At 39.3% G+C, this 12,482-nt stretch carries 13 protein-coding genes; 6 read left to right on the forward strand and 7 right to left on the reverse strand.

All coding sequences use genetic code 11. From position 1 onward, the window contains the following. Positions 1-275 precede the first annotated feature (275 nt). Positions 276-410, forward strand: coding sequence for a hypothetical protein (locus AB5Z01_RS13035; protein WP_337795318.1), 135 nt, complete (start codon positions 276-278; stop codon positions 408-410). A gap of 541 nt (positions 411-951) precedes the next feature. On the opposite strand, the gene AB5Z01_RS13040 is transcribed toward AB5Z01_RS13035, so the two are convergent. Both AB5Z01_RS13040 and AB5Z01_RS13045 read right to left on the reverse strand, forming a co-directional pair. Further along, a complete protein-coding gene (locus tag AB5Z01_RS13040) occupies positions 952-2,235 on the reverse strand; it encodes a tyrosine-type recombinase/integrase (protein WP_368365594.1) in 1,284 nt (427 codons plus the stop codon). Positions 2,236-2,332: 97 nt separating this feature from the next. Next, on the reverse strand, positions 2,333-2,962 hold the full coding sequence (locus AB5Z01_RS13045) for a helix-turn-helix domain-containing protein (protein WP_005608353.1): 630 nt from the start codon (positions 2,960-2,962) through the stop codon (positions 2,333-2,335). A gap of 171 nt (positions 2,963-3,133) precedes the next feature. Between AB5Z01_RS13045 and AB5Z01_RS13050 the strand changes: the two genes are divergently transcribed. The 5 genes from AB5Z01_RS13050 (at position 3,134) to AB5Z01_RS13070 (ending at position 6,556) form a co-directional block, all read left to right on the forward strand. Continuing rightward, a complete protein-coding gene (locus AB5Z01_RS13050) occupies positions 3,134-3,364 on the forward strand; it encodes a helix-turn-helix domain-containing protein (protein ID WP_004843519.1) in 231 nt (76 codons plus the stop codon). A 140-nt stretch (positions 3,365-3,504) separates the two neighbouring features. After that, positions 3,505-3,819: a hypothetical protein gene (locus AB5Z01_RS13055; RefSeq protein ID WP_005608351.1), complete on the forward strand. Its 315-nt coding sequence runs from the start codon at positions 3,505-3,507 to the stop codon at positions 3,817-3,819. Positions 3,820-3,832: 13 nt separating this feature from the next. Beyond that, the gene (locus tag AB5Z01_RS13060; RefSeq protein WP_320051460.1) at positions 3,833-4,180 is read left to right on the forward strand and encodes a hypothetical protein; all 348 of its coding nucleotides are present in this window, start codon (positions 3,833-3,835) and stop codon (positions 4,178-4,180) included. Continuing rightward, positions 4,150-5,871, forward strand: coding sequence for a MobA/MobL family protein (locus AB5Z01_RS13065; protein ID WP_368365593.1), 1,722 nt, complete (start codon positions 4,150-4,152; stop codon positions 5,869-5,871). Before AB5Z01_RS13060 ends, AB5Z01_RS13065 begins: the two co-directional genes overlap by 31 nt. Beyond that, positions 5,849-6,556 carry a DUF6040 family protein gene (locus AB5Z01_RS13070; protein ID WP_008394183.1) on the forward strand — a complete coding sequence of 236 codons (708 nt, stop codon included), beginning with the start codon at positions 5,849-5,851 and terminating at the stop codon, positions 6,554-6,556. Before AB5Z01_RS13065 ends, AB5Z01_RS13070 begins: the two co-directional genes overlap by 23 nt. A 195-nt stretch (positions 6,557-6,751) precedes the next feature. Here the strand turns inward: AB5Z01_RS13070 and AB5Z01_RS13075 are convergent, their stop codons facing one another. From AB5Z01_RS13075 to AB5Z01_RS13095, 5 genes are all read right to left on the reverse strand, one after another. Beyond that, on the reverse strand, positions 6,752-9,079 hold the full coding sequence (locus tag AB5Z01_RS13075) for an ABC transporter permease (protein WP_006859032.1): 2,328 nt from the start codon (positions 9,077-9,079) through the stop codon (positions 6,752-6,754). 14 nt (positions 9,080-9,093) lie between these two features. Further along, positions 9,094-9,759 (reverse strand): ABC transporter ATP-binding protein, encoded by a 666-nt coding sequence (locus AB5Z01_RS13080; protein ID WP_006859033.1) that lies wholly within the window; start codon positions 9,757-9,759, stop codon positions 9,094-9,096. A 151-nt stretch (positions 9,760-9,910) separates the two neighbouring features. Continuing rightward, the gene (locus AB5Z01_RS13085) at positions 9,911-10,942 is read right to left on the reverse strand and encodes a sensor histidine kinase KdpD (protein WP_006859034.1); all 1,032 of its coding nucleotides are present in this window, start codon (positions 10,940-10,942) and stop codon (positions 9,911-9,913) included. Beyond that, complete coding sequence (locus AB5Z01_RS13090; RefSeq protein ID WP_009265522.1) at positions 10,939-11,628, reverse strand: response regulator transcription factor; 690 nt, start codon at positions 11,626-11,628, stop codon at positions 10,939-10,941. Before AB5Z01_RS13090 ends, AB5Z01_RS13085 begins: the two co-directional genes overlap by 4 nt. A gap of 249 nt (positions 11,629-11,877) precedes the next feature. Beyond that, positions 11,878-12,117: a DUF6061 family protein gene (locus tag AB5Z01_RS13095; RefSeq protein WP_006859036.1), complete on the reverse strand. Its 240-nt coding sequence runs from the start codon at positions 12,115-12,117 to the stop codon at positions 11,878-11,880. Positions 12,118-12,482: the final 365 nt, after the last annotated feature.

Consider the following 12,482-nt stretch of genomic DNA (forward strand, 5'->3'; position numbering starts at 1 on the left):
GTGATATATTAAAGCCCGTGGGCTTCCATATCGAGGAAATCCACGGGCTTTGTTGCGCTTTTTTTTACAGCGCCTTATTTTTGTTTGTGCTATTCCTTCTTGCGAAGATATCCATCATCATCATATTTCTTAGCTATATGCTGTGCAGCTTGCTAATCGCCCCATTTGTCTACAGTCTTATCCCAAATTGTCATATATTACAACCTGTTTTCTGAAAAAGTTTACATTTATCAACACGGAAGTTGAAATAGCCGAAATATGGGATCATTCAAAGCATGAACAGTGCCGGCGGAAGATGTCATGATAATGCACGCTGTGAAAGTATGTGGGGAATCTGCACCGCCAACGGCGGGCTGCCTCCGTCAACCCGAAGAAAGCTCTACTATGATCATATCTTTCTCGTTGCATAATTCTTGTTCGAATAAAATGTGTCAAGTGATATTGACAAAACCAGGTAGAACTTGTCCGGCAATTTTAACGCAGTAAACCGCATCATGACAAGTACAAGTCTCTTTCAGTATGGAAACAAAAAGAATATACAAAGAAAAACGCTCCTGTACTGGAAAAGTACAAGAGCGTTGGCAGTAGGTTAAAATCGTTGTATCCCGACGGTAAGTTTCCGTCAGAAACTTCGCTTGACCGTCAGCGACAAGCGTTGTATGAGGAGCGTGAAAAACTCTACGAAGAATACCGCTACCTCAAAAAAGAGTATGCTGATTTAGACAAGGCAAGCCGAACGATTGACGATTACCTTGAAAGTTTGAGGGATGAACCTGAGCGTAGGCGGAAAAAGGGAGAGTTGGAATAACTCTGCAAACTGAAATTTATATAATTATTCCTCTAACTTTCCCCATTTTATAGGCTTTCCCGCCTGTCCATTAGTGAAATGATATGTAGTTTCCCTTATTTTTGCCCTTATGAGATAATCACAAGGGAAATAAGGGAAATTTTTTAGTCATTGCCCACCACTTTATCAAGAAGCCGAACTGATTTTCGTTTCGCATCTCTTGTGGAGTGAGCATAGACGTTCATTGTGGTACTGACATCTGAGTGTCCCAACAATTCCTGCACATCTTTTGGGGCAGCTCCATTTGCTAAAAGGTTGCTTGTATAGGTGTGACGTAACTGGTGGAAATGAAAGCCTTCAAATCCCTCTAATGTTTTTGCCACCTTTCTGCAAACAGTCCCCAAAGTAGTTGGAAGTTCCAAACAACCATCCGGTCTTAAACAGACGAAAGAAATTTCTTTATAATCTGTCGGGACTTCCTCTGTTCTGTCTAAACAATAATATTCGTAGTACACTCTGTTTTTCTCTTTGACCTCTTTGTAGTAGTTCGTGTGATAAAGTTCTCCGTACTGCATTCGATTTTTTAACTGCTCTTTCCGGGCATTACGGAAAATCTCTACCAGTGTATCTCCAAAATCAACAACCCTTACTTTTTTCCGCTTGGTTGGTCCGATGATATATTTGCGCTTTGAGCCATCATATCGGATGCTGCGTCTTATGGTAAGGCATTGTTCTTCCAGATTTACGTCCTGCCATGCCAAACCGCAGGCTTCTCCAATACGAAGCCCGGCATAATAGGCTATCTGGATTGGAAGTATTGCGGCTGGGTTCTTTTTTTGCAGATAAGCAAGCAATCTTTCATAATCTTCTCGTGAAATTGGTTGGACATTTCCGTCCATATCCTCATCGGAAAACAAATCCACTTCATCCGTCTGATACCGCAGTTTAATATACTGCATGGGATTGAACGTAATATACTGCTTTGGAAATACTGCAAAACGGAAGGACTGCTGCATGACTGCGGAAAAAGAATGGATATAATCTTTGCTGTAACCCTTTCTCTCTTTTCCGTCGGGATGAACTCCCCCGAAGGAAAGCAAATCGAAGAAGGATTGCAAATGTTCAGAGGTTACATTTTTCAGTTTCCGTTCTGCCAATGGGTGTTTCTTGATATTTCGGATTGTTCCGAGGTAATTCTCCACCGTACCATTGCTGAGCGTACCTGTTTTTAATTCCTCCTCTGCCCACACATCCAAAAGCTGTCCGACTGTGAGATTTTCCGCTTTGGCAACAAATTTCTTTTTCTCATAATCATCCATTGCCTGACGGAGCAGCTTTTCAGTTTCACTTTTGCTTTCTGTTCCAACGCATTCTTTCTGAACAAGATTGCCGCTTGCGTCCTCTACATAGAAGCGGTAGTACCATTTCTTTCCTTTTTTCTTACAGATCCTTTTGCCATAATCGTATGTCTCCTTTCGATATTAGACAATCGGAACTGATGAAATGCTTCGTGCGTGTAAGTATATCATAACTCCGGTTGTCTTACTATACCGATTCGGAATCTTCGTATAAGACTTCTGATAAAAGATTTGCAAGCCTTTGTTCTGCTGTTTTTGGTTTCTTGGAATAGAGCCTTACAACGTCTGCCATCTCATTAAAAGCATTGATGGTGTGAGTGATTTCCCTTAAGAACATAATCTCATTATATTCATCATTCGATTCAAACCCTATTGTTTTGGCAATATCCGTCTGACCAGCATTCCCCTTGAAGTTTTTGCAGGCGAACTGGAAGGAATCCAAAAACAGACCATATTGTTTTAACATCAGCAGTAATAAATCTTTTGAAAAAGCATCTTCTTCTTTGGTAAGGGCAAGCGGTAACTGTTCCAGAATATCTCCCATCGCATCACGAATCTGTAACTCTCTCTTATCCGTAATGTCGGTTTCATATTCATCTGTTTCCCCTTTGAGCCATTCCACAGATACATGGAGTGCTTCCGAAAGACCTTCCAGCACCATTTTTTTCGTATTGTCAATCGAACCATTCTCATAACGCAGGATTGTAGAAGCGGTAACACCCATCTTTTCTGCGACATAAGGCTGTGTCAGATTCAATTCCAGACGGCGCTGTTTTACTCTGCTGCCTATCAGCTTGCGTAGTTCTTTATCTTTCATGCTGACTGCCTCCTTTTTCGGTATGTATGAATTATAGCATTGTTTTTCTGTAATTGCAATATGCAACTTAAAAATTATTTTTAATATTTCGTAACGCTTGACAAAAAGATATGAAAAGGATATACTTACATCACAAGAATTGCATAATGCAATTTATAAGGAGGTGATTATATGACGCAAAGAAAAATTGCATTATCCATCGAAGAAGCTGCTGACTATACGGGAATCGGCAGAAACACCTTAAGACAGCTTGTAGAATGGAAGAAACTTCCAGTATTAAAGGTTGGTCGCAAAGTCCTGATTAAAACCGATATTCTGGAAATGTTTATGGAAGCGAATGAAGGTCGTGATTTGAGGGATAGAGGAAATGTAAAAGCCGTAACAAGAACTGCGGCAAATTAAAAAGGCGGCTTCCAAAGAAACCGCCAAAGGTTCTATCAGACCGAAGCCATGATATACCTACACGCAAGAAGATTATACCATGTGCTTCTTCTGATACGCAACCGAGAACTTATGTTTGTAAAAGAAAGGGGAATGTAATCATGGCAAAATCAACAAAAAGTTATGAAGAACGAATGCTTGAAATGGAAAAGAAGGAACAGGAAAGCCTTGAAAAAGCAAAACGATATGCAGCACAGAAGAAAGAACTTCTGAAACGAAAGAAAGCCGAAGAAAGTAAAAAACGAACCCATAGGCTCTGTCAGGTTGGCGGTGCGGTGGAATCCGTTCTCGGTGCGCCTATCGAGGAAGAGGACATCCCAAAGCTGATTGGTTTTCTGAAAAAGCAGGAAGCCAATGGGAAATTTTTTTCAAAGGCAATGCAGAAAGAAACACATACCGATATGGAGGAAGTGTAATGGCGGGGGGGGGATGAGTTTTTCATTCCCTTCATTGCTTTTTCATGAAGGGCGCACTTATGGACAACCAGAGGTCGTCCCAATAAGTTTGCCACAAGTGTCAACCGGTCTGCGCTCACGCTTGCCGGGCTCGTTCCGTCGGCGGGGCTTTCAGCCAGACCTGCTCATGCCGCAGGAGGCACTCTTCGCCAGAGAGGCGCATTCCATGCAGGCTGCTATGCGCAGGGCACTCTTACGCAGAGGGAGTTCCGGCAATGCTGCTTTTTCTAAAACTGAAAGCAATGTTGCCGGAAATCTATGCCGGATACGTCAGAAAGGAGGAATCCAGACATGGCGATTTTTCATTACACAATCAAAATAGTCGGACGAAGTAAAGGGAAATCTGTTATCTCCGCTTCCGCATATCTCAATGGGGATGTGATGAAAAACGAGGAAACAGGGAGAATCAGTTATTACACTTCTAAAAAAGAAGTGGTCTACACCCGGCTGATGATGTGCGAAAACGCACCTCCTGAATGGCAGATAGTACCAGAAGAAAATATAAAACGCTTTCAAAAATCTGTCCGATACAAAAGGTCAGAAGATAAAGAAGCTGCTTTAAAAAAATTCAAAATCACATTTCAGAAACAGAGGTTATGGAATGAGGTATTGAAGATTGAAAAAAATGCAGATGCCCAACTTGGCAGGTCATTTGAATTTGCCCTCCCCAAAGAATGGAGCAGACAGGAACAAATTCAATATACAACCGACTATATCCAAAAAACTTTTGTAGATAGAGGAATGTGCGCTGATTGGAGTATCCACGACAAAGGGGATGGCAACCCCCATGTCCATCTGCTTCTAACTATGCGTCCTTTTAACCCGGATCATTCTTGGGGAAAGAAAGAAGTCAAGGATTGGGATTTTGTCAGAGATAAAAACGGAAATATCGTGATTGATGAATCCCATCCGAACTGGTGGCAGGATAAGAAAAACCCTGACCGTCATGGAATCCGTATCCCTGTATTAGACGAAAACGGAATTCAGAAGATTGGAGCAAGAAACCGCCTGCAATGGAAACGGGTGCTGACCGATGCTACTGGATGGAACAATCCAAAAAATTGTAAACTGTGGCGGAGTGAATGGGCAAAGGTATGTAATGAACATCTGCCTTTGCATAATCAAGTTGATCATCGTTCTTATGAAAAGCAGGGAAAACTCCAGATTCCTACCATCCATGAAGGAGCTGACGCAAGAAAGATTGAACAAAAGTTTTTTGCCGGGCAGGAAATAAAAGGCTCGTGGAAAGTAGCGGAAAATCAAATCATAAAACAACAAAACACGTTATTGCAAAAGATACTAAACACCTTTGGGAAAGTATCGGGTGCATTATCATTATGGAAGGAGCGATTAAATGACATTAGAAGAAAGCCGGGAAATTATACCCTTAATGGAATCCATGATTGGTCAAATCGAAGAACAGCAGAACCTAATGGCAGAAATGATTCTGGAAATGCAGAACCGGGACACTCAACTCTCTCTTATGCAAAAACAGAATCAGAAATTACAAAAATTAAACAACGAGTTATCCGAGCTGCTCAACATTTTGCCAAATACCGAGGAACTGCTTTCCAAGATGGAAGAACAGAAAACGAAGATAGAGCTTTTGGAAAACGAAAATCAGCAATGGCAGAAATTGGCACAGAAGCTGAACAGCGAAAACAGTTTATTACTGAAACAGAACACCGAATTGCTGAACTGGAACAGCAGATAGAGAAAGGACGTGATATAGATGAACGAATCCAGAGAATCAAAGAACGCCGAACAGTTGGAAGAACTTCTGCTCTTGACCGAGGAGATACAAGAAGAACTAGAACAGAAAGAACAGCTTATCGTGGAACTGAAGACGCAGCTCAGCGAATCTCTGACCTTGAACGAGAAATTAAACAAAGAGAACAGAGCCGGGAATATTCAAGCATTAAAGAACGACTTGAAGCTGGCAGACAGAGCATTGCGGATCGAGAAAGAGAAGTTGCGAAGCGCAAACGTCATGATAGAGGAATGTCAAGATAAAATATGCTATTTAACACAGGAACGGGATTATGCCCGGACACATCAGAAAATCGTAGAAATACCGGTAGAAAAGCCGGTACTCTATGAAAAATGTGAAGCCTGTAACCGGACAGCCTATCAGAATGCAAAAGCAAAATACGAAACACAAAAAGAGCGACTTGCAGGACAGTATAAAGCAAAAACGGTAATGTTCCAAACAACCTTGTTCCTTCTTGCATGGTATTCGTTGACAACCACTCTTTTTCAGGCAGTACAGTCAGATATGTTCCTTGTCGATTGTAAATCATTCTTCAATGATTTAGCATCATTCATACAAACCTTTGTCGGATGGACGATTGATGCCGGGCATTCTGCGGCACAGATTAGTACAAAAATTCCAAATGCTTTTATAGCCGGAATGGTATATTGGTTATTGCTAATATTGATTGTAGGAATATGTATGGCAGGAACAGGGATGCTGGCGATACTGATAGAAATAAAGGTTATAGAATTATATAAGAAAAACTGTTGGGATGTTATTACTCTACTAATGATACTGACAAGTGTTGCTATTGTCATTTATTTTGGAGAATCAATCAAAAAAGTACTGTCAGTAAATCTTCTATTGCTTTTCGTACTTTCGCAGGGCGCATATGTTGGAATTAGATGTTATCTTAAAGTTTGGTTAGAAAAAAGACCATATTAGTATTTTCAACTTACTGTATAGACAGTAAAATTACTCCATACCAGCCTAGTGAAAATTTACTGTATGAAAAGAAGTATTACAGAGAAAAAAGGCTGTAAAAACAGGAACAGCCAGCCCGAAAGAATTTACGGACTGGCTGTATCAGCAGAGTAATGTAATTGTGGAGCTGACCGAGATATGAAAAGCTTTCTATCATCAATTTCGCATTATTGCAATAACAGATTGCTTCTTCCATGAATGAATAAGCAATATTGTCATCAAACTTTCAAGCATAAACATAGCAACAGCAAAAAGAGTAAAAGCAACAACCGGAAATACAAATCCCGTAGACATGCCTGCATTTTTCAAAAATATACCGATTGCATATCCGCCGGGGATTCCAACAACAGCAGTTATAAGCAATGCAATCAAAGTAGTAAAAAGACCTTCCATCATAAATGCTTGCTTCAACTGCTTATTTGTCATACCAATAGATTTTAGTGTGCCCATTTCCTGTTTCTGTGATAAAAGATTTGTCACAGTAAGATTGATTTGATTGATGACCGCAAATATCCACAAGATGGCTGCAATCGCATAAGCTAATGTAAAACCTGCACGATTGTCTGATTGGTGTTCTACAATAAAATCTTGAAGGGTTTGTAAGCGAACATCCCTATTGTCAGAAACGAGTAATTTGAGTTCTTGCTCGATTATCTCCTGATATTCAGCTTCTGCTTGTATTTCGATTGCGTATGTACAGTCATAACCTGCAAGTTCTTTGAGCATATTTTCCGGCATTCTGAAAATATAGCCACCCATTCCATCATTGCTGGAAGTGATTGCACCAATTTTGAATGCTTTTGTTATTGTTTTACCACTATGATTTTTGAAATTAAAGGTCACAGTATCCCCAATTTGAGGTTTCCAATGGTAAACATCATAAATACGTTCGGGATCACTTACAACTAATTCTGTATCATCAGTAATATTTCCAGACAAAACCGCTGCATTTAGCGACGCCAAATCCTTTTCATTATAGCCGAGCATCAAGGTGCTATCTGAAATATCATTGTCTGTTGAGAAATCAACTGGTACGGTAGCATAAGTAAATATATTGCTAACTCCCTCTATATCTCCAACACGCTTTACATAATCAGAAAAATATTCTTTCTGCAAGAGAGCATCCAAATTTTCACTTTCGTTTTCTAAATCAATGCTGATTTTGAAATCTCCGTACTTCATATCCCAATAACGAGCCATACTCTCGGCATTAAAAGAACTCTGATAACTTGCTGCAAGGAAAAATATAACTCCGCACAGTCCCAATGATAAAATGGTCAATAGAGATTTTTTTCTGTTTCTGGAAAAGCTGATTTTCGCTAAATATACAGGCGTAATACGATGTCTTTTGTGAGTGCGGTAATTTACAATTCCCACTGGATTTTTCAGGGCGGAAATTGGAGAAGTATTCGCTGCAATTTTTGCTGGTTTACGAACACTAATATAAACAAGCAGTATTCCAAAAAGGCATGCGCCACATAGAGAAACAATAAATGCAAATACTGACCAGCCTTTTGATTGCAGACAATAGCTGATGATCGTTCCCATGATACTACCAATTAAAATCCCCGGAACTGCAAGCATATAACCCTGTTTAAGAACTATTTTATAAATTTGCTTTTTACTTGCCCCTATTGTCCGAAGCTGTCCGAACTCAGCAACTTTTTGTCCAACCGAAATATAGAAAATGCTGTAAATTACAAGTGCGGCAGCTAAAAACAAAATGGCAGCAACTACACCATATACCGCATAATTACTGAAGGACAAAGTTGTATTTACATAATCATAGTAACTGCTGACTGTCCAATTATTCAGTCCAGTCTCCTCTGAAATTTGAGATAATATTTCTGTTGCTTCGTCTTTTGTAAGGGTATCTGCATTTTCAAGCCAAACATATCCATTAAGCAGGTTATTTCCACGTAATTCCCGGCATTTTTCAAGTGAAACAAAAACAGGATAAGCGGTAGAAGTTTTATCATGATAAATACCAACAATAGTATAATTCTTCAAAGTACCATCCAGATTCAACTGAACTATGGCGTTGATTTCCGGAGACTTATTTTCACTGGCAAAAAAGGCATCTGTAACAGCAATTTCACTTGCTTTCTCTGGATATTTTCCGTCAAAGGCAGGAATCAAACTAAGCATGTCATCATCATAATAAATCAGAGACAGTTCTTTAGAATTTTCTTTCACTGTTTTGATATTACAGGAAAGTCCTACACTTTTTACTTCTTCGTTTGCTAACAACTTTTCTTTACTGTCCTGCGTAATGTCAAAGAAAATCCCTTGATGTAATCCTTCGATTTCTTTCTGATTTTGATAAATGATATTTTGCACTGTGAGCAACGACATCATTATCATAGCAACGGCTACAATAATTGCCGAAAGGCAAAATAAGTTTTTCTTCTTATCAAAACGCACACTTTTTCGTGCTAATTTTTTAATTACTGCACTGGTATCATTTTCAAAAGGATAATTCATAATTCCCACCTCCTTTAGCCAACAATTTTACCATCTTCAATCCGTACAATGCGGTCTGCGAGTTGAGCGATCTCGTTGTTGTGAGTAATCATTACAATGGTCTGATTAAATTCTCCGCTGGTATGCTTCAAAAGCCCTAACACATCTGCACTGGTCTTGCTATCAAGATTTCCGGTCGGTTCATCAGCAAGGATAATCGCAGGCTTCGTAATTAAAGCTCGTGCAATCGCTACACGTTGCTGTTGACCGCCTGAAAGATTGTTCGGCATATTTTCCAGTTTATCTTCTAAAGCCAACATATACACAACTTCGTCCATAAATTTCTGGTCTACTGTATCGCCATCCAGTTCCACAGGCAGGACGATATTTTCATATACATTCAAAATCGGAACCAGATTATAATTTTGGAAGATAAATCCGATGTTACGACGGCGGAAAATTGTCAATTCATCATCATTCTTTTTTGCGAGTTCTTCTCCCCGTACAATCACGCTGCCGGAAGTGGGGGTATCAAGTCCTCCCATCATGTGAAGCAATGTAGACTTACCGCTGCCGGAAGTTCCAACTACGGCAACAAATTCTCCCTGTTCCACAGTAAAATTTACACCATTAAGGGCACGAGTAATATTTGGTTCTGTGCCGTAATACTTCTTTAAGTCGATTGTTTGTAAAATGCTCATATTCAAATGCTCCTTTCAAGGCTTTCTATCTGTTGATAAAGCCATTGTAAACCACAAATGTTACACAAATGTCCGAGATAGAAAAAATTTTTATCGAAAATCAGAGTGAAATGTTACAACGCTCGGACATTTCAAAAAAAGTGGTTATATCTTACCTTACAGGAAGCATAATAGAAAATTCTGAGCCTTGCCTCAGCTCTGAAACAACCTTGATATAGCCCCCTTGCCTTGTTACAATCTCACGAGCCAAATACAAACCTATTCCCACACCCTGTTGATCGTGTACTTCTTCCTCACGATAGAAGCGCCGGAAGATGGCAGCCTGATTGCTTTCTGAAATGCCCTTGCCGGTGTCGGTCACTTTGACCTCTACGTACATTTCCCACTGAACCACTGATACAGAAATCTTTCCACCTGACGGAGTGTATTTTACTGCATTGTCCAGCAGATTGAAAAGGGCTTCGCTTGTCCACTTGCTGTCATGGGAGATTATCAAATTTTCCGGGCAATCCACGGATACAGCAATTTCTTTTTTCTCTGCGGCATATACAATACTGCTCATGGCTTGTGCAAGCGTATGGAATAAGCTGCTGTCTTTCTTTTCTAATCGTATTGCTCCGGTTTCCAACCGGGACGTTTTAACCAGTGCTTGGAACAGAAAATCCAGTTTATCAGTCTGACTACGTATGCCTTGTAAAAAGTCCATCCGTTCTTCTTCTGAAACAGGCTTTGTTAAAAGTGTGTCCGTTACCATTTGCAAATTGCTGACAGGCGTTTTAACTTGATGTGAAATATCAGAAATCAGCATTTGAAGCTCCTGTCGTTCCATGTCTACCTTGTGCCGGTTTTTCTGCATAATCTCATACAACCGAATTAAGCGGTGGTTGATACGGGCAAAAAGAGTTTCACTATCATTTGACTTTTGTAATTCCTCGTTTCCATCAATCATGTTGTCCAGCGTCCGGCACAAATTAGAAGTAAAATGAGAAAGGCGTTTTCCAAAAATCAGCACCAATAGCCAAATCCAGAAAAACGCACAGAGTGTCAATGTTCCACCCACTATAAAAATTCGTATATCCTGCATTATACCGCCGAAAATACCGGTAATTACCAGCATAGAGAAAACCATGCCAGCACTAACCAGTCTACAAATTTTCTTAGCAGAAAGGTTATTCAGATTCATTTCTTTTCGCCTCCTGTCCATTGATACCCCATACCATAAACCGTTTTGATATATGTGTCGCCATCCGCTTCAATCTTACTGCGAATACGGCTGATAGAAGTAGTAAGGGTATGTTCATCTACATATTTTTCATCAACATCCCACAGTTTTTCTAAAAATTGTTGGCGAGTAAGTACCTGCTTCGGATTTTTAAGAAATAGGTTCAACATTTTATATTCCATCGCAGAAAGTGCTAATGGTTTCCCGTTCAAACTTGCAAATTGTTCCGAAAAATCCAGAAACAAGCTACCATCCTCGTAAATATCCTTAGCTGGTTTGTGATGCTCCAACATAGCGAACATGGCTTTGATTTTTCGCTGCAAAGCACTAATCGAAAAAGGTTTCGTGATATAATCCACTGCACCAGCTTCATATCCCCGTATCTGATTGCTTTCCTGATCGTTGGCAGTTAGAAATATAACTACTGTATCAGGATGCTCTGGCTTGATAAGACGGCATAGGTCATAACCATTTCCGTCTGGTAAATTTATATCCAGCAATACCAAATCAAAAATGTTTGTTTTTAATGATTCAGCGGCTGTCCTTGCATTCAGAACAGAAGTTATTGTGTAACCGTCCAATTCCAAATTATAAGTAAGCGTTTTATTCAAAAGATTATCATCTTCGACAATTAAAATATGCTTCATATTATCACTTCCTTTTCTTTTTGCAGATAGTATAACAGGCAAATGTCCGAGAATTGTTACAAGGACAAATATATTTTTCATTTTACAGCTTTTTTCTGTGTACTGCAATTTTATAAAAGAAAGGACAGCAGTGTCAAATTGCTGTCCTTTCTTTTATCATAGCTGGTAGTGTAGAAGCGTGGGTTCATCATATCGGGTGTGGTATCTTTAACTACAGGAAACTCCCTACAACACTATCTCACTTCTTGCTTAATAAAGTTCTAATGAATCTTCTGTATCCACCCACATCTGTAAATTGCCATCAAGATATAATCTTGCATATTCCAAAGGCTCATCCACAGCCAATGAAGTAAGCGCACATTCTGATCCATATGTGGTTTTTAAATTTTTTTCAGCTTCCCAGCAATCAATGCGAAGCATATATCCAGCACTTGTGTAAACATCAATACTATCGTGGTTTATATTATATTCTGCATAAATTGTTCTCATCGTATCTTATCTCCATTTTCTTTTGATAATCAGTTACAGAGTTAAATATCGAAAACATTTCAATCAGTTCACCATGTCGTTATTGTTATATGTTATATTGTGTTATGAAATTTTCTTTCCCTTAATTTTTCCCATATTAAGGTTCATGAAAAGCAATGGGAAAATGTAACACAAGGGAAAGAGTAAGGGAAAGTTCACTTGCTACAAACTTAGTATTTTCAAGGGTTTGCGAAGAATTTGATAATCAAATATAACAGTTATTAAATTTCCTAAAATATGTGAAATATCAACTGGAATTTGACGCTCTATTAATGCTATTAAACCCAATCAATAGCATTCTTTACAAGTTTGACAAATGGTTCACA

This window comes from Ruminococcus sp. RTP21359st1_H3_RTP21359_211015 (assembly GCF_040909065.1).
Lineage (GTDB): Bacteria > Bacillota > Clostridia > Oscillospirales > Ruminococcaceae > Hominimerdicola > Hominimerdicola aceti.

What these genes read in the sequence shown, in the direction of transcription:
- AB5Z01_RS13035 (WP_337795318.1), top strand. Translation starts at nt 276, where the DNA reads ATGAACAGTGCCGGCGGAAGATGTCATGATAATGCACGCTGTGAAAGT.
- AB5Z01_RS13045 (WP_005608353.1), bottom strand. Translation starts at nt 2,962, where the DNA reads ATGAAAGATAAAGAACTACGCAAGCTGATAGGCAGCAGAGTAAAACAG.
- AB5Z01_RS13050 (WP_004843519.1), top strand. Translation starts at nt 3,134, where the DNA reads ATGACGCAAAGAAAAATTGCATTATCCATCGAAGAAGCTGCTGACTAT.
- AB5Z01_RS13055 (WP_005608351.1), top strand. Translation starts at nt 3,505, where the DNA reads ATGGCAAAATCAACAAAAAGTTATGAAGAACGAATGCTTGAAATGGAA.
- AB5Z01_RS13060 (WP_320051460.1), top strand. Translation starts at nt 3,833, where the DNA reads ATGAGTTTTTCATTCCCTTCATTGCTTTTTCATGAAGGGCGCACTTAT.
- AB5Z01_RS13065 (WP_368365593.1), top strand. Translation starts at nt 4,150, where the DNA reads ATGGCGATTTTTCATTACACAATCAAAATAGTCGGACGAAGTAAAGGG.
- AB5Z01_RS13070 (WP_008394183.1), top strand. Translation starts at nt 5,849, where the DNA reads ATGATAGAGGAATGTCAAGATAAAATATGCTATTTAACACAGGAACGG.
- AB5Z01_RS13075 (WP_006859032.1), bottom strand. Translation starts at nt 9,079, where the DNA reads ATGAATTATCCTTTTGAAAATGATACCAGTGCAGTAATTAAAAAATTA.
- AB5Z01_RS13080 (WP_006859033.1), bottom strand. Translation starts at nt 9,759, where the DNA reads ATGAGCATTTTACAAACAATCGACTTAAAGAAGTATTACGGCACAGAA.
- AB5Z01_RS13085 (WP_006859034.1), bottom strand. Translation starts at nt 10,942, where the DNA reads ATGAATCTGAATAACCTTTCTGCTAAGAAAATTTGTAGACTGGTTAGT.
- AB5Z01_RS13090 (WP_009265522.1), bottom strand. Translation starts at nt 11,628, where the DNA reads ATGAAGCATATTTTAATTGTCGAAGATGATAATCTTTTGAATAAAACG.
- AB5Z01_RS13095 (WP_006859036.1), bottom strand. Translation starts at nt 12,117, where the DNA reads ATGAGAACAATTTATGCAGAATATAATATAAACCACGATAGTATTGAT.